The 19477-nt window shown below is 55.7% G+C and carries 19 protein-coding genes and 1 tRNA gene; 8 read left to right on the top strand and 12 right to left on the bottom strand.

From position 1 onward, the window contains the following. Window positions 1-23: 23 nt before the first annotated feature. From AC2FJV_RS09460 to AC2FJV_RS09425, 8 genes are all read right to left on the bottom strand, one after another. A complete protein-coding gene (locus AC2FJV_RS09460) occupies window positions 24-1022 on the bottom strand; it encodes a glycosyltransferase family 2 protein (protein ID WP_271946483.1) in 999 nt (332 codons plus the stop codon). 106 nt (window positions 1023-1128) lie between these two features. Next, window positions 1129-3147 (bottom strand): hypothetical protein, encoded by a 2019-nt coding sequence (locus tag AC2FJV_RS09455; RefSeq protein ID WP_496713509.1) that lies wholly within the window; start codon window positions 3145-3147, stop codon window positions 1129-1131. Next, the gene (locus AC2FJV_RS09450) at window positions 3144-4079 is read right to left on the bottom strand and encodes a hypothetical protein (protein ID WP_271946477.1); all 936 of its coding nucleotides are present in this window, start codon (window positions 4077-4079) and stop codon (window positions 3144-3146) included. The genes AC2FJV_RS09455 and AC2FJV_RS09450 overlap by 4 nt, the downstream gene beginning before the upstream one ends. Before the next feature lie 5 nt (window positions 4080-4084). Beyond that, window positions 4085-5068: a glycosyltransferase family 2 protein gene (locus AC2FJV_RS09445; protein ID WP_496687582.1), complete on the bottom strand. Its 984-nt coding sequence runs from the start codon at window positions 5066-5068 to the stop codon at window positions 4085-4087. Window positions 5069-5334: 266 nt separating this feature from the next. Beyond that, window positions 5335-6117: a dimethylarginine dimethylaminohydrolase family protein gene (locus AC2FJV_RS09440; RefSeq protein ID WP_496713507.1), complete on the bottom strand. Its 783-nt coding sequence runs from the start codon at window positions 6115-6117 to the stop codon at window positions 5335-5337. A gap of 18 nt (window positions 6118-6135) precedes the next feature. Next, entirely contained in the window at window positions 6136-7731 is a 1596-nt protein-coding gene (locus AC2FJV_RS09435) for a 5-guanidino-2-oxopentanoate decarboxylase (protein WP_496713505.1), read from the bottom strand. Next, a complete protein-coding gene (locus tag AC2FJV_RS09430; protein ID WP_496713503.1) occupies window positions 7728-8915 on the bottom strand; it encodes a pyridoxal phosphate-dependent aminotransferase in 1188 nt (395 codons plus the stop codon). Before AC2FJV_RS09430 ends, AC2FJV_RS09435 begins: the two co-directional genes overlap by 4 nt. After that, window positions 8912-9562, bottom strand: a complete 651-nt coding sequence (locus tag AC2FJV_RS09425) for a TetR/AcrR family transcriptional regulator (protein WP_142634456.1) — start codon at window positions 9560-9562, stop codon at window positions 8912-8914. The genes AC2FJV_RS09430 and AC2FJV_RS09425 overlap by 4 nt, the downstream gene beginning before the upstream one ends. A gap of 96 nt (window positions 9563-9658) precedes the next feature. On the opposite strand from AC2FJV_RS09425, the gene AC2FJV_RS09420 reads away from it, so the two are divergent. Genes AC2FJV_RS09420 through AC2FJV_RS09405 form a run of 4 tightly spaced genes read left to right on the top strand, consistent with a single transcriptional unit; the run spans window position 9659 to window position 12771 of the window. After that, window positions 9659-10435 (top strand): ABC transporter ATP-binding protein, encoded by a 777-nt coding sequence (locus AC2FJV_RS09420; protein ID WP_142634458.1) that lies wholly within the window; start codon window positions 9659-9661, stop codon window positions 10433-10435. Between the two features lie 31 nt (window positions 10436-10466). After that, the gene (locus tag AC2FJV_RS09415) at window positions 10467-11240 is read left to right on the top strand and encodes a transporter substrate-binding domain-containing protein (RefSeq protein WP_281994770.1); all 774 of its coding nucleotides are present in this window, start codon (window positions 10467-10469) and stop codon (window positions 11238-11240) included. A gap of 47 nt (window positions 11241-11287) precedes the next feature. Beyond that, on the top strand, window positions 11288-12001 hold the full coding sequence (locus AC2FJV_RS09410; RefSeq protein WP_496691035.1) for an ABC transporter permease: 714 nt from the start codon (window positions 11288-11290) through the stop codon (window positions 11999-12001). Then, complete coding sequence (locus AC2FJV_RS09405) at window positions 12001-12771, top strand: ABC transporter permease (protein WP_496687575.1); 771 nt, start codon at window positions 12001-12003, stop codon at window positions 12769-12771. Before AC2FJV_RS09410 ends, AC2FJV_RS09405 begins: the two co-directional genes overlap by 1 nt. Before the next feature lie 157 nt (window positions 12772-12928). On the opposite strand, the gene AC2FJV_RS09400 is transcribed toward AC2FJV_RS09405, so the two are convergent. After that, window positions 12929-13015 (bottom strand) — tRNA-Leu (locus tag AC2FJV_RS09400). 142 nt (window positions 13016-13157) lie between these two features. Between AC2FJV_RS09400 and AC2FJV_RS09395 the strand changes: the two genes are divergently transcribed. Continuing rightward, a complete protein-coding gene (locus AC2FJV_RS09395; protein ID WP_496687573.1) occupies window positions 13158-13817 on the top strand; it encodes a DsbA family oxidoreductase in 660 nt (219 codons plus the stop codon). A gap of 38 nt (window positions 13818-13855) precedes the next feature. Continuing rightward, complete coding sequence (gene lipB, locus AC2FJV_RS09390) at window positions 13856-14515, top strand: lipoyl(octanoyl) transferase LipB (RefSeq protein ID WP_271946447.1); 660 nt, start codon at window positions 13856-13858, stop codon at window positions 14513-14515. 292 nt (window positions 14516-14807) lie between these two features. Here the strand turns inward: lipB and AC2FJV_RS09385 are convergent, their stop codons facing one another. Next, on the bottom strand, window positions 14808-15734 hold the full coding sequence (locus tag AC2FJV_RS09385; protein ID WP_496713501.1) for a cation diffusion facilitator family transporter: 927 nt from the start codon (window positions 15732-15734) through the stop codon (window positions 14808-14810). Between the two features lie 81 nt (window positions 15735-15815). Here AC2FJV_RS09385 and AC2FJV_RS09380 point away from each other — a divergent pair, with 81 nt between their 5' ends. Next, complete coding sequence (locus tag AC2FJV_RS09380; protein WP_281972282.1) at window positions 15816-16229, top strand: MerR family transcriptional regulator; 414 nt, start codon at window positions 15816-15818, stop codon at window positions 16227-16229. Window positions 16230-16244: 15 nt separating this feature from the next. On the opposite strand, the gene AC2FJV_RS09375 is transcribed toward AC2FJV_RS09380, so the two are convergent. After that, entirely contained in the window at window positions 16245-16664 is a 420-nt protein-coding gene (locus AC2FJV_RS09375) for an HIT family protein (protein WP_281994787.1), read from the bottom strand. A gap of 81 nt (window positions 16665-16745) precedes the next feature. Next, the gene (locus AC2FJV_RS09370; RefSeq protein ID WP_496713499.1) at window positions 16746-17501 is read right to left on the bottom strand and encodes a glutathione S-transferase family protein; all 756 of its coding nucleotides are present in this window, start codon (window positions 17499-17501) and stop codon (window positions 16746-16748) included. A gap of 188 nt (window positions 17502-17689) precedes the next feature. Between AC2FJV_RS09370 and ctaD the strand changes: the two genes are divergently transcribed. Beyond that, complete coding sequence (ctaD, locus tag AC2FJV_RS09365; RefSeq protein WP_142634476.1) at window positions 17690-19363, top strand: cytochrome c oxidase subunit I; 1674 nt, start codon at window positions 17690-17692, stop codon at window positions 19361-19363. The last annotated feature ends 114 nt before the right edge of the window (window positions 19364-19477 follow it).

Here is a 19477-nt window from a genome sequence, read left to right as displayed (position 1 = left end):
ACGTTCCTATTCGCCAAGCGACCTCAGGTCTCGGCCTTGGCTGAGAACCCGGCGGTCATCTGACGCATGAGGTCTTGCATCTCGGGTTGTTCGCGCAACTGGGCAACCTGTTGGCGATGCAGATCGCAGGTCATATGGTGCAGGCGGGCCGTCTCAGCGTCTGACAGCATTTCGTAATACAAAGCCCGTTTCCGATCGAGGATTGTGTCGATCGAGGTCTCAGTTTCGGCGTTTTGGTTCATCATGTTCCAATATTCCATCCCAAGGCTTTCCCCCAGATGATGGGCCCGACCACGCATTTTCTTGACCAGATAACTTTCACAGGATTTCAAAGCATAGTGATTGATCTGAACATGCTCGTACCCGACGGAGTCCCGCGCCGATCGCCAACTGGCAGTAAAATACCTTTCGGGCATCGGTTGACCGGATCCGTTGTACCAATGGCATTCTTCCATCGTTTCAACGGTCGGCCTTTTCGGTCGATGGACACCGAGCGCATCCCACAGGCCGCGTTGGAACATGGTCTTAAAGCCCCAAGCTTGCGGCGGTCGAAAAATACGCTCAGGTGCAGCTTGGCGAAACTGATCCGACAGGAAACGGTCCTCGTACCGAACAATGCCGGCGTTTCCGAATAGACGCCAAGTCATTGAAATCGTTTTTGCATCCGGCATGGCACCCGTCAGCGCACGCAATGTATGGTCGCCGGTTCTGACGTTAATATGTTCATCCGCGTCGATAACGATCACCCAATCCTGTGGACGGGCCACTTCCATTTTCAGAAAGGCGTTATAGGCGCGTTTTTGCGGGCTGGTCTGACGTCTCGAGTTGTTGTCGACATGCGTGACAATGCCAAGGTCATGCAATCGCTGCAGCAAGGCATCTGTACCATCGGTACAGTCATTGGTCATGACCACAATCTGGTCCACACCAATGGCACGATTATGGGCGATCCATTCAAGAACGAATGGTCCTTCGTTCTTCATAGGGGTAACGCTGATATATCGAGGATCCTGTTCGGCCATACCTGACTGCCCTGCTTGTTTTCATTGCCCCGGTGGTATCGGAGATTTGTTTAAGATTTTGACCGCAAACTACCGGTATTCAAGCCGGTCACCAAGAGAAATCCGTCTATTTTCCACCCGCACGTTTCAGCTGATTGGAATATCGTTTTAGGGTTGGGCACAGCGCGTGGGCCTTGGAAAGATGAACGCGCGCATTCTGCTTTTCACCTCGTTGCAGAAATATCCTGCCGGCCTCTCCTTGAATCGCCGCTGTATTGTCATCCAGTTCCGCAGCCTGAATAATTTGGTTTTGCCCCTGTTCTTCGGCCCCGTTCCTTTCAAGGTATTGCCCCATCGCAAAGACCAGAAATGGGTTTCCCGGATCACAGGCCAACGCATCTGCCATGGCCAGCCTTCCGTTTACAAAATCTCCATCTTTCTCATACAGTTCGGCCAGTCGCTTTAAGTATAACGGGTTATCCGGATGGCGCTTGGCCACTTTCCGCGCAATATCCAAAGACTGCGCCAAAGATGTATCTCCCAAATGCAAACGCAGCAAAGATTGCACCCCTTCAAAGCGCGGGTCTTCGCGTGAAATGCGAACGTCCTCGGGCAACTGAGTTGAGCTTTCTAGCCCGTCAGCCAAAGTCTGCAAGCGGGATCGGTTGGAGGTTAGACGGCGCGCCCTTTGATCTACGGACAGACTAGCCCAATCTAATAGGATCAGGTCGAAATTACAGGGCGGGCGACCCAGTACCTTCCTCTGCGCAACGTGCGCATTGTAGTTGAACCAAGGCCTCCGAACAGCCTTCTGCATCACCCAATCCATTGGCGGCATTGCGCGCTGCGCAATCTGTTCACGATACAAAAGCCGAGAGCCAAATATGATGACATCCGGGCGCATTGGTTTTGTCCAAAACGCCCTGCTGAACACCTGCGCAGCCTTCCAGCGTTTCTTCTGCCCTCCAAATATCGCGGCTTGAAGTGCAGTTACCACAGCAAAATCTTCGGGCCAGATATGCGGGTTTTCGAAGGCTGCTTCAGTCATCTCTAACGCTTCGGCCCAACGATTCAGATAAAAGTAATTCAACGCCTGAAGAAGTGGAAGGAATGCATTATCCGAACCTGCATCCATCAACGGCTGCACCAGTTCCAATGCCTCTTCGGCCCGATCTCCCGCGCCCAAACCATGAAGATAAAACGAAGCCTTGGCATAGATATGAGCGGCTTCTGAGAGATTCAGAAATTCTTCTGGACCGCGGTGCAGGCGTGCGATCACTTGTTCGTTGGCGCGTTTGACTTCATCTTCGTTCAAAACATCGCGAAAAACTTTTCCCTGCTGCCCTGAAATTCGCGCCGCTGCCATGGAAAAGGCGGAAACGTACGGCGCTATCAACTGATCCGCGCGCGACATGGTATAGAGCTCCAGAAAGTCTCGTTGTGCGCGGGTCAGACTGGAAAGATCCGCGATATCTGACATTTGCATAAGGTGCGGAAACTGCACTTGGAATCGGGCCACAAGCTCGGGCTGATCTGAAAACATGATCGCGGCACACCCTGCGTTTTTTCCAAGATGCGCCGCATACAGTTCTTCCGGTTCGATCTTTGCCGGCCAGGTCGTATGCTTCCACGGCAGGCCATTCAGGATGTCGCCACGGCGAATGTGATAGGCCGACACCCCCTTGCCACTTAGTTTGGCATCTGCCTTTTCCATGATCGTCCGGATTTCATCCGTGAACCCGATCTTATGGATGAACTCTCGGTACCGGGGACGGATCTGCTCGATATCTTCCCATTGAAAGGCCAGAACCTCAAAGCCTTCCTCGACGACAACAGAGCGGCCGGAATTCAGATGGGATATCAGCCGATCCGGTGTCGCATCGCCCTGAAACGACCATATCGGCAGGGAGTTCTCGCCTAGAGCATCAAAGGATTCGGTGCTCAGGAAATGCTCATCCATCCACTCTTGTGAGAACAATTCTTGCGGCTGGTCCAGCTCTGGCGCATCCGCACCTTTGGGAAACCAGTTGACCCGATAGCTGGTGTCAAAATCCTCGGCCAACCGGATGCAGGTCAGCATCATCAGCAACCGGGCACCCATCCGGTCTTTGCGCTGGCCGATAAAGACCCCCTTTTCGGGCTTCATGAGGCTGCTTCGGCCAAGGCTGCGCGCCGCAGCCGTCGGAACCTCTGCCTTGCTTGCGCAACAAGCTGTGGGTGACGTTCGCCGCCAATCGCCTCGATCCCACGCATATACAAAGGCAGTCGCCGCCGCGCCCGCATCATCCGGTAATAGGCCTGGGGTTCCAGTGTGCCGTCCATCGCCTCGAGCATAACCGGCTTCAGTATATCCAATTTGCGCAGCATCGGGGCCGCGAAATGGTTTGAAAACCATGTCTTCAGCAGCACGACATTATCGCCTTTCAATCGCGTCACCTGCTGGCGATCAAGATCAAAAAAGGGATCATAGAAAACGTAGGCTTTCCCCACATTTTCTACGGTTTGCGCGGCATCGCTAAAGGGAAGATCCCAGTCTTGCACCTGTCCGAACCGATACCGGGTCTCCCACGGGACCAGCCGTTCATCCAGCGTTGTCTGCGGATTGAAAGCGATGACATTGGCGCCGGGAACAAGAGCCGAGAATGTCAGCGCTCCAAATCCGCCCATCGAAGCGCCCGCAAACACAACCTGATCAAACTGTGCAAAAAAACCCTGATCCGCTTGGGTCTGAAAATACGAGATGATCTCGGGATCGCGGTACCAAGCTTTGGTCCGCGCAAATATCCCCATATGGGACCAGCCTTCGTCACGGAAGAACTTCCAGCCCCAGGGTTCGCGGGAAAAAGACAGGTCGTTGGCATTGGCAATGTTGTCAAAGCTGACCACAAGCCGGGACGCAGACCTTTGGTGAAACAAAACCGAGTGTCTGTTCAGCTTTTGCAGAAACCCGGTCCCGTCCCCACCTGGATACAGCTCGACAAACCAAGGGGGCGCAGGGTCTGTCAGAATCCGTTCATACCCCGTCTTACGATCGGGGTGATCAGGCTTGAGCTGCTCTTTTGAAAGGTCTTCTGCCATGGTGATCAGACCAGATTTTCCGCAAGCCAGAGGCGGAAATCCACCCAGTCAGGCCGCAACTTGATCTCTGATATCTTGGTGCGATGCCAGTCACATGCCTGCGCGTGCAGGCGGCCGAGTTCTTCATCGGCTTTCAGTTCGGCCAGCAGTGGGGCCGCGCGATGCGCTGCTGGCAGTATCGAGTGATCTGTTTCTTTGTTGGCATTCATGTCCTGCCAATAGGCTTGCCCTTGGTCTACGCGGATATGATTGGTCCGGCCCCGATCCCTTTTGACCAGAAACCCATCCAAAGACCGGACGGAATAGTGATGAATCCGCCCCAGCGAATGATCAAATTTCCTCCATGCGCGCCACCCGACCTTCTCGGAAGGAAACAGCCTGCCACCTGCATCGGACCAAGCGATTTCGCTTTCTTTCCCTTCTTCGACCCCTTTCGGGCGATGCGGGCCGAACCGCGTAAATTTTCCGTTGTTACGAAACAGGGTTTTCAGACCATAGGCCCGGCCGGAATGATACGGGAATTCCTGATCCCCCATCGAAAAGGACTCGGTCACAGGTTTGTCTTCAAAGCTGATATTCCCCGAACTACCAAACAATTTCCACGCGAATGAGATCGCATCCACCGGCTTTCCGGCCCGCTGTTCGGTTTCTGCGATCAGCGCCGCAAAGCTGTTGTCACCGCAGCGGATGTTCCAGAATTCATCAACATCCAGACACATCAGCCAGTCGGCCTCTTTCACTTTGGGCTGACGCCGCGCGCGCCGTAGCATCTGATGCTGCGGGTTTCCCCCTTCTTTGACCTCGTTCGGGACATGTGTGGCAAGACCCAATTCCTGCAGCCTGCGGGCAATGGCATCCGTGCCGTCTTCACAGCTATTGGTGAAGATCACAAAGTGATCGACTCCCAGTGTTTTGTGGAATGCTACCCATTCCAGCATATAGGGGCCTTCGTTCTTCATCGTCGTGAATACGGTGAGCGCCTGAGACATGTATTTCCTGCCATAACTTCTTTGCCCAAGTCATACACAACCCGGCAAGCACGAGCGAGATGGGATTTGGGTGCAAAAGAAATACTGCGCGAAACTGGTGCAAAGCTACACCCACTGGATAGGGATCATACTATTTCGAATGAATATCCAAGCGGTTGAAGCGGCTAACCTTAATCACGCCAAAATGCGCCCACTCTTTCTTTGGTTGCAGCAGGACGCATTTGGCTGGTTCAAGGTTAGTCGGTTCTGAATCGTCGTGAATCAGGTCAGAATCTCAGCGACAGACATGACATTCCGCCATCCAGTTTGGCGCATTCCACATTGTCGATTTCAACCACATCATAGCCGTTCTGGCGCAACATCTCGGTGGTACGCGGGAAGCCGGCCGGAGCCAGGACAAATTGGTTGAACCGGATCGAGTTTGCAGCGGCTTCTTCGCCTTCTGCCACATGCAGAACCCGATATCCTTCGAAGCACCCGGATGCGTCCAGCCGTTTCGTGGACAGGATGGTTTCCCCATCCAGCAACGAACAATCCGTTTTGAAGTGCAACACGCCCGGTGGTGTAAAAACCTCGCGTACGGTGTGGCCCCAGTCGGAAACGATTTCGGTCAGCTCTGCGACACCGGCCGCATCGGTCCGATCTGACCGGCCAACCAGAATTTCGCGACCCGTTACCAGAATGTCCCCGCCTTCAATATGGCCGGGCCCAGCGATCTGCCGAACCTCGTCATAAACGCCGCGGATTGTCGGCTCCATCTCGGCCACCTCACCCATGCGGCTGGGTGCACCGGGGCGCATCATCACCGCACCCTGAGGAAGACACAGTGTGGTATCTTCGACAAAGACGGCATCCGGATACGACTCAAGGGGAGCCAGTTCGATAACCTCTGCTCCGGTTTTCTTGAGGGTTTCAACATAATGCGCATGAGATGCAAGCATTCGGTCTAGGTCCGGCGTACCGATATCTTCTGCACGCAGACCATCGGTGATGGACGCTGCTGGGCGACGGGTGATCGCGCGCGAGAACTCATAGGTCGGGTCAGTCATTTTCGGTCTCACTTTTCATCAAGAGTGTGATTGGTTGGGCGCGCGGATTTCAACAAGCCGCGGGCCATCTTGGGATTGTGCAGACGACAAAGCTTGGGCCACGTCCAACGGGTCAGGGCCTGTGCGCCAGAACGGCATGCCGCAAGATCGGGCGACGTTTTCAAAATCCGGCGGGGTCGGATCACATCCCAGCACGGTCACGCCGACCGCCTGCATTGATGTTGCGATTTCCTGATAACCTTGATTGTTCCAGATCACGAAGGTGATCGGCAGTTTTTCATCAACGGCGCACATCAGTTCAGGAAGGCTGAACTGCGCCCCGCCGTCGCCTGCGATACAAATGACCGGAGCGTCAGGGTCCGCCAATGCAGCGCCGATCGCGGCGGGTATGCCATATCCAAGCGCTCCGAACCCGGTCGCGGCGTTGAACCACCCGCCGGGCCGATCATGATCGTAGTACAGGTTTCCTGCATAGATCGGATAAGCAGAATCGCCCACCATGATCGCGTTAGGGACTGCATCGCGCATGGCGTTCAGCACAGCCAGTAACGCCTGCATTTCCGGCCCGATTTCTTCGACCGCGTTCCGCCGCGAGGTAGCCGCGCGCGCGGCACCGTTTGCCGACTTGGGCGATGCGGCAAACCGATCCACAAGCTCGGCCGCTGCCATCGCCGCATCACCAACAATGGCAATGTCCGCCGCGTGGCGCTTCAGCTGATCGGGGCATAGGTCCACACGGATCAGGTATGGCATTTCAGCCATCGTGCCGGTGGCGTACATATCGTAGTCCGTCTGGCCCAGCTCAGTCCCCAAAGCCAGAACCACGTCGGCCTGTTCGATCAAAGCACGCACTGAATTCAGGCTCGGGCTTGCTGGTACACTCAACGGGTGATCGTACATCAACCCGCGCGCATTCACGGTTTGAACAACCGGCGCATCCAGCGCTTCGGCCAGCTGCCGGATCGACCTGCCGGCGCTGCGCCCACCTCCGCCGACCAGAATGACCGGCGCTTTTGCCGACCCCAGTAGCTTGGCAGCACGGTCAAGAAGCGCCGGATCAAGAGACTTATCGACGGGACCTTTCGCAGCATCGGTCGGACCAGCAAACTCGTCCCCCGCAACGTCTAGCGGGATTTCGATATGTGTTGGCCCTGGGCGACCGGATTGAAACAGGGCGAAGGCGCGGTCCAACGCGGCTGCTAGTTCAACTGACTTTTCAACTCGGTCCGATGACAGAGCGACTGTTCGCGCCATCGCTCGTTGATCCGGTAACTCATGCAAGTGACCAAGCCCTTTGCCAAGACTGGACAACGTGTTGACCCCCGACACCACCAGCATCGGAACGCTGTCTGCCCGAGCCTGCCCCATCGCCGTGAGTGTATTGGTCAGACCGGGGCCGGTAATCACAAAGGCCACGCCGGGCTTGCCGGATACCCTGGCATAGCCATCAGCCATGAACCCTGCCCCCTGCTCGTGTCGTGGGGTGACATGGCGAATGCCCGATGCGGCCAGCCCGCGGTACAGTTCGACCGTATGGACGCCGGGGATGCCAAACACGGTATCCACATCGCGCCTGACCAGTTGATCAACCAGCGCCTCACCAATGCTTGTCATGCGTTTTCCAGTTGCAGTTGGGTCGCGTGGGCAACGATCCGGTCACAGGCTTCGGTAAAGATCGCGTCGTCCACCGTCAGCGCGATACGGACCCAGTCATCAACCGTGTCACCGAAAGACGGCCCCGGCATCACCGCGACTTTGCCATGTTCGAGCAGATGAAAGGCGTACTCGTTTCCATTCATCCCTGTGGCCGAGACATCAATCATCGCAAACATACCTGCCTGTGGAAGATGCACACGCAGATGTGTCTCGTTCGGCAGCCTGTCGTTCAGCATCCGGGCGCGGCGGGCGTACCGTTGCGCCATGCCTTCAGCCACGGTTGAACCGTTGCGAATAGCCGTCTCGGTCATGTCGGCGATGAAGGGCTGATTTCCAAACAGCATGGTTTCCGACAGCGACAAAAGGCGCGCGGTAAATTCCTCGGGACCAATGCACCAACCGCTGCGGAATCCGGGAGCGGCATGGGATTTTGATATCGAAGAGACGACGATTACCCGATCCGCCAGCTCGGACCGCGACAGGGGTGAGGAAAACACAGATCCGTCAAAGATCAGTTCTTCATAAACCTCATCAGAAATGATCCATAGATCATGCTCGATAGCCAGCTTGCCGATTGCGTCGATGTCTTCGCGTGTCAGGATCGACCCGGTAGGATTATGCGGTGTGGTCAACAATAGCGCAGTGGTCTTCGCGGTAATCCTGTCCGCGATATCATCCGCAGAAATACGAAAACCGTTTTCCGGCCGCAATGTTACCGGAACAATATCCGCACCGCTTGCGCGTACCACACCTTGATAGGTTGCATACATCGGATCGCCCACCAGCACCTCACAACCCGCCTCGGCCACGCCCATCAGGACGGTAAAAAGCGAGGTCTGGGTGCCTGGAAAACACAGCACTTGATTATCCGTGATCGTGCGCCCGGATCTGGCCGAATAACGATCGGCCAGTGCAGAGCGCAGTCCAGCCTCACCACGCCCATTGGAGTAGGTGGTTCGCCCGGCGCGCAAAGCGTCCACAGCGCTTTCCACCAGTTCGGTGGGCGTTGGCACATCCGGCTCGCCAATGGTCAATTCGATGATATCCTGCCCCTGCTCGACAAGTTCTTTGGCCTTGAGATAAACTTCCCATTTGGCGCCACCCAGGCCGGCAAGGCGTTCGGTAATCGCTGTTTTCTTCATGTCTGCCTCTGCTCAAGATCCGTCAATTCAACACCGATAATTGCCCCAACCGAAGCCAGCCCAATCTTGGGCAGCTCATCCGGCTCAAAGGCGTATGGCAGGGCGCCGCCTTCCATCCACAAGCCGTCGACCACGGCGTTGCATGCGATAGCCAACCTGCGCAGTTCCGCCGGGCTGGCTGGTATGCCTACCTCGTTCAGCGCATCTGCAATGAGTGATTCCAAGCGGTCACGAAAATCCCGATATGTCTGTTCGTGGATCGCTTGCATTTTGTCGTCCGCCAGAACTTTGTTCAAAAAGCCCGCCCATAGGGACACTGACCCCGGATCGACCACTGGATGGGTCAGCCCGGTCGTTACAAACGTCGCCAGCCGCAATCTGGCTGTGCTATAATCTCCGTCTGCAGGGGCCGACGTCATATCCGTCAGTCGCCGCATATGAAAGTCATAAGCTGCTGTAATTAAATCTTCTTTCGAAGAAAAATAGTGCCGGATCAGACCCTGAGTTACACTGGCCCGCTCGGCAATCGCCCGAACGGTCGCACCTTGCAAACCTTGCTCAGCTATCAAAGACAGCGTGGCCTGGATCAACGCCTCTTTGCGCTGCTCCGCGGGTTCTCGCTTGAATTTTGTTGCGTGATCCGACATCTATCTTTCCAGAAATTATAATTATACAGTTGCATAATTGTAGGGATTTGCTAAAGCTGCAAGTAAAAAAACGGTTGAGAGGGATGAAACTGCAAAATGAACGCTGACCCAGAAACCACGCCGGATGAAGCCATTCGGGTCACTGACTTGCACAAGTCTTTTGGCTCGCTCGAAGTTCTCAAAGGCGTTTCACTTACTGCCCATCAGGGTGATGTCGTCGCCATCATCGGAGGCAGCGGTTCGGGGAAATCCACGTTCCTTCGCTGTATCAATTTCCTTGAAACGCCCAGTTCCGGAGAAATCGTCGTAAACGGCGAGCCGATTGAGATGCGCCCGGATGGCACGCCTAAGGACCGGCGTCAGCTGGAACGCATCCGCACCCGACTGGCAATGGTGTTTCAGGCCTTCAACCTTTGGACCCACCGGACGCTGCTGGAAAATGTCATCGAAGTGCCCGTTCACGTGCTGAAAGTACCGCGGGACGAGGCGATCAAGCGCGCGCACCAGTTGCTGGAGCGCGTTGGGCTTGGCGACAAGGCGGATACCTTCCCTTCCTTTCTGTCAGGCGGTCAGCAACAGCGCGCTGCGATTGCGCGTGCTCTTGCCGTTGATCCCAGCGTAATGTTGTTTGACGAGCCAACCAGCGCGTTAGATCCTGAACTTGTTGGTGAAGTGCTGACCGTAATTCGCGATCTGGCGGCCGAGGGCCGAACCATGTTGCTGGTCACGCATGAGATGAAGTTTGCGCGCGAGGTTGCGACCCATGTTGTGTATCTTTTCGAAGGAAAGATTGAGGAACAGGGGCCACCCGACGAACTTTTCGACAATCCTAAATCCGCACGGCTGCAACAATTCCTAAAATCAGTCGGCTGAACGAACAAAATATCAAACAGGGAGAATATCAATGAAAAACAAAAAGCTAATCGTGGCCGCCATGGCTGCCGCTGTGCTTTCTGCCGGAACGGCAAGCGCAGATGAAGTCAAGATCGGGATCGCCGCCGAGCCTTATCCGCCGTTCGCATCGCTGGATGCGTCTGGCAAATGGGTCGGCTGGGAGGTCGAGGTTATTGATGCGGTCTGTGCCGCGGCTCAGCTTGAATGTGTGATCACTCCGGTTGCGTGGGACGGGATCATCCCATCACTGACCGGTCAGCAGATTGATGCACTGATGGCGTCGATGTCGATCACCGAAGAGCGCATGAAAACGATCGATTTCAGCGACCCTTACTACAACACTCCGGCCGTTATCGTCGCCGACAAGTCGATGGACATTGAACCGACACCAGAATCTCTGGCCGGTAAAATCATCGGCATTCAGGCGTCCACGATCCATCAGGCCTATGCCAACGAGCATTTCAAGGATGCGGCAGAAATCCGGGTGTATCAGACTCAGGACGAAGCCAACCAGGATCTGTTCGCCGGCCGTATCGACGCGACCCAGGCCGACAGCATCGCCATGGCAGATTTTGTCTCTTCTGACACTGGTGCCTGCTGTGAAATCAAAGGCGCGGTCGAAAATGACGTCTCGATCCTGGGTCGCGGCGTCGGCGCGGGTGTCCGCAAGGGCGATGACGCGCTGCGTGAAAAGCTGAATGCGGGTATCGCGGCAATTCTTGCCGACGGCACGCATGACGAAATCACCTCGCGCTATTTCACAGCCAGCATCTATAGCGAGTAAGGTTCGCCGTGGAAGCAATCCTCGAAAGCCCGGGTTTGGCCCAAAGCATGGAGTTGCTTGCCCTTAGTCCTCCGGGATGGGGCGGCAACCTTCTGCGTGGCCTCGCTAACTCGTTGCAGATCGCTTTTGGAGCGTTCGGGTTCGGGTTGATCATCGGGCTTTTCGGGGCCTATGGAAAACTATATGGCGGGCCGGTCACACGTGACCTGCTCGGCATATATACGACTGTAATGCGCGCCGTGCCTGAACTGGTGCTGATCCTGATCCTGTATTACGTCGGGACCGACCTGATCAATCAGGCCGCGCAGGCAATGGGGTATGACCGCGTCGAAATCAGCGGCGTCGTTGCCGGCATCTGGGTTTTGGGCATCGTTCAGGGCGCCTATGCGACCGAGGTTCTCAGGGGCGCAATCAAAGCGGTTCCCACCGGACAGATCGAAGCCGCCCGCGCCTATGGCATGCCCTCGCTGCTGCTGATGCGGCGGGTGACAATTCCCGCGATGATGTCTTTTGCCACGCCTGGATTGGCCAATCTGTGGCTCATTGCAACTAAAGATACGGCCCTGCTGGCCATTGTCGGCTTTAGCGAATTGACGCTGGAGACCCGTCAGGCCGCGGCCAGCACCCGCGCCTATTTCACCTTCTTCCTTGCTGCAGGTGCCTTGTACTTGATCGTCACGCTTTGTTCCGGTGTCGTGTTCGCGCGTATCGAGAAATGGGCCCGTCGTGGGCAGCCTTCGTTGAAGGGAGGAAGCCGATAATGGACTGGCGAGCACTCATGCAGCCGCATCGGATCGTGCTGATGGCACTTTTTGCTGCTTTCGTTATCTGGTGCGCCGTCTCACTGCGCTGGGATTGGATTCCAACCTATGCCCCGCTGGCGCTTGAAGGTCTGTGGAGGACCATTTGGCTGTTGGCCGTCACCTGTGTGCTTGGGTTCTTGCTCGCCGTTCCACTGGGTCTCGCTCAGGCGATTGGTCCCTGGTACCTTTCGGCACCGGCAAAAGTGTTCTGCACCGTCATTCGCGGCACCCCAATTCTTCTGCAAATCTGGCTGTTGTACTATGGGCTTGGATCGCTTTTCCCTCAGATTCCATGGATACGCGGCAGTGAGCTATGGCCCTACCTGCGACAGGCCTGGCCCTATGCGGTGCTGGCCCTGACCCTGTCTTACGCGGGTTATGAGGGCGAAATCATGCGCGGCGCCTTTGCCAGCGTTAAGAAGGGTCAGCTCGAAGCGGCGCAATCCTTTGGCATGCCGCGGTTCACTATGTTCCGCCGGATCTGGCTGCCTCAGGCCATTCGCAGCGTGCTGCCGACACTGGGCGGTGAGACGATCCTGCAGTTGAAAGCGACCCCGCTGGTGGCGACGATCACAGTGGTCGAGATCTACGCCGTGTCGTCCAGAATTCGGGCGGACACCTTCGTGGTCTATGAACCGCTGCTGCTGTTGGCACTGATCTATCTGATCATTGCAGGCATCATCACACTGATCTTCCAGCGTATTGAGCTGCAGGTCCCTGCCCGGTAACGCGACGCCGGACACCTAAGACACCTGGTCAGATTCCCGGCTGCCAGCCCTGAAACCTGCTTAACAGCAGGCGGCTGGCGACCGGCTTTGACACGTCGACTGAACGCACCGAGGGCGTCGCGAATACAAGCTATGAGAAGATTGGAAGCCAATCACTTGGTGCGGTCGAGAAGACTCGAACTTCCACGGGTGTTACCCCACAGCGACCTCAACGCTGCGCGTCTACCAATTCCGCCACGACCGCACTGTTAGTGACTTGGTAGTGGGGCGTATAGACCTTGATGATCAAGATGTGAAGAGGCAAAAATCACGTTGGTTTGAATTCCCATTCGGCGCTCTTATCTTTAACAGGTTGTCGTCCAAATGACCCCGTCAGGAGCCCCGCCATGACCTCGCCCGACCCTCGCCCCATCGTTCAGATCGACATAGTCTCGGATGTGGTTTGCCCCTGGTGCATTGTTGGATTCCAGCAGTTGGATCTGGCGCTCAAACAGCAAAATATTCTGGCAAAGCTGCGCTGGCATCCGTTCGAATTGAACCCAAACATGGCGCCCGAAGGTCAGAACCTGCGCGAGCATATCGCCGAGAAATACGGATCCTCTCGGGAACAAAGCCAGATGATGCGGGATCGTTTGACGCAAATCGGGACTGACCTGGGCTTTACCTTCGCCTTTGACGACGACAGCCGCATCGTAAACACCTTTGCCGCGCATCAGCTTCTTGACTGGGCCGAGGCTCAAGGGCGCCAGCATCCGCTGAAACTGGCCTTGTTCGAGGCCTATTTCACCAATCAAAAAGACGTCTCGAATATCGATATCCTGCTTGAGGCCGCCGAAACCGCCGGTCTGGATCGGAACGCAGCGCGCGCGGCGCTGGAATCGGGCGCTCATGTCGGCCCGGTCCGAGAGAAGCAGCAATACTGGACCAGCCGTGGCATTTCCGGCGTGCCCTCAATGGTGTTTGGCGGAAAGTATCTGCTGACCGGAGCGCAGGGGGCGGACACCTATGCGCAGGTCCTGCAGCGCTGTTTGACCGAAGCAGCCTAGGTCTTTCCATCCATGCATCCAGCCGCTAAGGAGCCGACATGGAATGGAAGATTACTGACGGATTGACCGACTATGATGAGGCCATCGCCTTTATGGAGGCGCGCGTGGCCGATATCGCGGCGGGTGAGGCGGATGAGTGTATCTGGCTACTTGAGCACCCTGCCCTGTACACAGCGGGCACTTCAGCCAAGGTCGAAGACCTGAAAGACCCGGACAGATTTCCAGTCTATACGTCAAAACGCGGTGGTGAATACACCTATCATGGTCCGGGGCAGCGCGTTGCTTATGTCATGCTGGACCTGAACAAACGCGGCAGGGATGTGCGCAAGTTTGTAAAGCAGCTTGAGAATTGGGTGATCGCAGCTTTGGCCGAGTTCAACGTGACCGGGCAAATCCGCGACGGCCGCGTTGGTGTCTGGGTGCAACGGGATGACAAGCCGCTGACGCCTGCAGGCGAAAAAGCCGAGGACAAAGTCGCGGCGATCGGCCTGCGATTGCGTAAATGGGTCAGCTTTCACGGCATCTCGATCAATGTCGAACCGGATTTGAGCCATTTCTCTGGGATCGTACCCTGCGGCATCTCGAACCATGGCGTGACTTCTCTGGTCGATCTGGGTCTTCCGGTCGCGATGGATGATGTGGACAACGCGCTTAGAAAAACATTCGCTGAGGTTTTTGGACCCGCGGGGGCGGATTAACTCGGATCACGAATCGAAAAACAGCCCGGCACCGACTACAATCCAGCCGTCAGATCCGCTCTGCTTCATAATTTGGAAACAATTCTCGATTGGTCCGTCTGGTTTCCGACGGAATCTAGTTAAATTTCACAAATATGAATACTTGGGTCCCATTAACGCCTAGTATGAATTTACCGTTCTAGAGTGAGTGGTGTGTTAAGCCGGTGATCGCAGGTATACCCTGGGAAAACAGGTATGTGTTTTGGTTACGAGTCTGCCGTTCCGACCCCAAATCGGAACGGCAATTTCTTTTTTAGTGCTCGTGTTTGTCATGTCCAAACCGGGCCGGATGGCCACAAACCTCTTCCCCACTTTCAATTTCAAGCGTTGCATGGCCGATCCCGAACTGATCCTGCAGCGCATTCTTGATGGTTGTGGAAAGCCACCTGGCATCTTCGTCTGCGTGGCTGGTCGCAACCACATGTGCAGTCAGGGCAGGTTCATGCTCCTGCATACTCCACAGATGAACGTGATGGACCGAAACAACGCCCTCGGTAGCCTCGATCATCGAAGCGACCTCTTCTGGGTCAAGGTCGGATGGTGCACCCAACATCAAGACGTGAATGGTTTCGCCAATTTCAGATTTCACATGCCAAAGGATGTAGACCGAGATCATGATGGTCACGGCCGGGTCCACCCAGGTCCAGTTGAACAGGATAACCAAGGTTCCGGCGACGATCACGGCCAATGAGCCTAAGGCATCTGCCACGTTGTGCAGAAAGGCGGCCCGGATATTCATGCTGTCCTTTGCCATCGAATAGGTCAGGACAGCCGTGATCAGATCGACGATCAGGGCCAGCGCTGCGATCCAGACGACGATCCAGCCATTCACCGGTTCGGGCTCTATAAACCGCATGACACCTTCGTACATCAGATAAACGGCCAGAACGACAAGAATGGTGTAGTTAACAAGAGCGGCCACAACCTCTGCCCGGCCATAACCAAAGCTCATCCGTGGATCTGCCGGGCGTCGCGCAATCTTACGAGCGAAAAACGCGATGATCAGCGCGATGGCATCTGAAAAATTATGCAAGGCATCTGCGATCAAGGCCAGTGAGCCAGACAAAATGCCCCCCACTATTTGTGCAAGCGTCAATACCATATTGACGCCGATCGCTCCGACCACCCTCCGGTCACCGGCATTAGGATCAATGTGAGAGTGGGTGTGGTTATGTGACATGGCAGATCAGATCCTTGTTTTGAACTGCCATCCTATGTAATTCCTCTAGTCACTAGAGGTTCAAGAGGCAAAAAGCACAAAATGTACTCAATCGGAGATTTGTCGCGGCAAACCGGGGTCAAGGTGCCCACGATCCGTTTCTATGAGGAAAAAGGCTTGTTGGCCAAGCCGTATCGGACGGCGGGCAATCAGCGCAGATATGACGAGACTGCTCTGAAACGCCTCCAATTTATCCGCCACTCGCGTGATCTGGGCCTGCCTTTGCCGGATGTCGAGGCGTTGCTTTCTTTGGAAGGGGCGCAGGGGGCGGATCTGGACCATGTTCATGAAATCGCGGATCGTCAGCTGACTGAACTGCGCAACCGGATAACATTGCTGCGCAGCCTTGAGGCCGAACTGGAACGCATCACAGCCGCCTGTGACGGCACCCACGACCATGTATGTGAAGTGCTGAACGCGTTTGGCGACCATAGCAAATGCCTTGGATCGCACTGATCCTGTAGCGGGTGATCAGGCCAGCGTGTCTTTGATTTTACCGGCGTGTTCAGCGATCAGGTCAAAATCACCCATATTGCCCGGTGGTCGCATCGAAACGCCTTCGTGCCGCGGCAGAACGTGAAAATGCAGATGAAACACTTCTTGCCCGCCTGCAGCCTCGTTGAACTGCTGGATGGTGACGCCATCCGCATCAAAGGCCGCTTTCACCGCCTGCGCCATCTTCTGAACCGTTGAGATCACAGAAGCAAGCTGTTCTGGGCTGGCATCCAGCACGTTGCGACAAGGCGTTTTCGGGATCACCAGCAGATGCCCGTCCGTGCGCGGCATGATGTCCATGAAGGCCAGTGTGTCGTCGTCTTCATAGACCCGGTTTGCAGGGATTTCACCACGCAGGATTTTGGCGAAAATGTTATCGGGATCATAGGCAGACATACTCGGCCTCCGTTTGGACGTTTTTCATGAGGTGTTTGTGCGGTGCCGCATCTTGGCGGTCAAGACGCAATGCACATGCGATCAAAGCGACAAGGGTGTTTCCAGAAAATCGCGGTATACCCTGTCCCGATGCAACAGCAAACCTGCCGAAAGAGTATCCCGTACAGGATCGGATATATGCTCGAAAACCCTTCGGGTACTCGGCCGCATTGCACACAACTCTTCCGGCAACGGTGCGAACAAAGCCATGAAGGCAGCGCAAAAAATATCTGCTGCAGTGAGCGTGTTGCCAAACAGAAAATCACCACCTTCTGCGAGCTTGCTGCTGACGCGTTTCAATATCCCATCAGCGCGACCGGCAGCCATTTCACCTGCTTCTGTATCATAGCCGTATTTCTTGCCAAGATAGTCGGCAATCTTGGGATGGAACCCACCTTCTTGGCCTCGCATACCAGCATGGATTTGCTGAAGCCGCCTTTGCCAGCCCAATCCATTTGGGGCCGTAAGTAAGTCAATGAAGGCGAGAATGTCGGGCGCCATTGATGCTGGCAACAAATCTGGTTCAGGCGCGATTCGTTGTGCCAAGGCGACAATATCGGCCGTTTCGGAAAGCGGTACTTCATCTTTCCAGAACACAACCGGTGCGCTGTCCGTTTGCGCCCAGATGGTCTGCGCCCGGTCCTGATGGTCCAGATAAACTGGCACCCAAGGCAGACGCTTTACGTAAAAAATACCCTTTGCGGCTTCGCTCCAAGGGCTTGGCACACCTCCGACAACGATCATGCGTAGCCCGGTGGCCGCCTGAGCCTTTTCGGTCGTCACGTAGTTCAGAACCATCCGGTCTCCTCCATTTGCCGAAAGTTGTGCTCTTTTTCGAAGCCCTGCAACCGGCACCCGCGACAATTAATCTTGATCCAGATCAAACTCGACCATTGAAGGTCGCCCCCACGCAATCTAAAACCAGCAGGAATCCCGCGCGTTGGAGAGGTCCGACAGCGCGGTGTAGTTGCAACAGGAGGCACCTAATGGCAGACGCAGCCATTCATGGTCACGACCATGAAGACCAGCGCGGGTTCTTTACCCGCTGGTTCATGTCGACCAACCACAAGGACATCGGGATTCTGTACCTGATCGTCTCGGCCCTGGCCGGTCTAATCTCGGTTCTGATGACTGTTATCATGCGGATCGAACTGATGGAGCCCGGGGTACAGCACATGTGCATGGAAGGGTTCCGCTTGTTCGGCAGCGGTGCCGAGCTCTGCACTCCGAACGGGCATTTGTGGAACGTGATGATCACCTATCACGGTGTTCTGATGATGTTCTTCGTGGTTATCCCTGCCCTATTCGGCGGATTTGGCAACTATTTCATGCCGTTGCAGATTGGCGCGCCGGACATGGCGTTCCCGCGGATGAACAACTTGTCCTTCTGGCTCTATGTCGCCGGTACTTCGCTGGGCGTGGCCTCGCTGCTGAGCCCCGGTGGTAACGACCAGCTTGGTTCGGGCGTCGGCTGGGTTCTGTACCCGCCGCTGTCGACGAGCGAGGGCGGAATGTCCATGGACCTCGCGATCTTTGCCGTGCACGTATCGGGCGCCTCCTCGATCCTCGGCGCGATCAACATGATCACCACCTTCCTGAACATGCGTGCCCCGGGCATGACCCTGTTCAAGGTGCCGCTGTTCAGTTGGTCGATCTTCATCACCTCGTGGCTGATTCTTCTGTCGCTGCCGGTTTTGGCAGGTGCGATCACCATGTTGCTAATGGACCGCAACTTTGGTTTCACCTTCTTTGATCCGGCCGGTGGTGGTGATCCAATCCTGTATCAGCACATCCTGTGGTTCTTTGGCCACCCAGAAGTGTACATCGTGATCCTACCTGGATTTGGCCTTATCAGCCACATCATCGCGACCTTCTCGCGCAAGCCAGTCTTCGGTTACCTGCCGATGGTTTGGGCACTTATTGCGATCGGTGTACTGGGCTTTGTCGTGTGGGCACACCACATGTACACAGTCGGCATGTCGGTCCAGCAGCAAGCCTACTTCATGCTGGCAACGATGGTCATCGCGGTTCCTACCGGCGTTAAGGTCTTCTCGTGGATCGCAACCATGTGGGGCGGCTCGATCGAGTTCAAGACACCGATGCTGTTTGCTTTCGGTTTCCTGTTCCTGTTCACCGTTGGCGGTGTGACCGGTGTGGTTCTGTCGCAGGCCGGTATCGACCGCGCCTATCACGACACATATTATGTGGTTGCACACTTCCACTATGTGATGTCGCTGGGCGCAGTGTTTGCGATCTTTGCCGGAATCTACTTCTACTTCTCCAAGATGACAGGCCGTCAGTATTCAGAGTTCTGGGGCAAGGTTCACTTCTGGCTGTTCTTCATCGGCGCCAACCTGACCTTCTTCCCCCAGCACTTCCTGGGCCGTCAGGGCATGCCACGTCGCTACATCGATTATCCCGAAGCGTTCGCGCAGTGGAACTATGTCTCGTCGATTGGCGCCTTTGTATCCTTCGCCTCGTTCCTGCTGTTCTTTGGTATCGTGTTCTACGCCTTGTTCCGTGGCGCACGTGAGACCCGGAACAACCCGTGGAACGAATACGCGGATACGCTGGAATGGACGCTGCCCTCGCCGCCGCCCGAACACACGTTCGAGCAGCTGCCCAAGCAAGAAGACTGGGACAAGGGCCACGCGCACTGATCCCTCTGAACCAACAGAAAACCCCGCCAACTTGGCGGGGTTTTTCATTTCTAAGTGGCGTGCCACCGGAAATTCGCCAGATCGGTCAAAATAGGGTACTCTGGTAAAGGCAAA

This window comes from Ruegeria sp. CDSA241, from assembly GCF_059611265.1.
The sequence above is the reverse complement of the archived record's forward strand: the minus strand, read 5'-3'. Positions and strand labels throughout refer to the sequence as shown.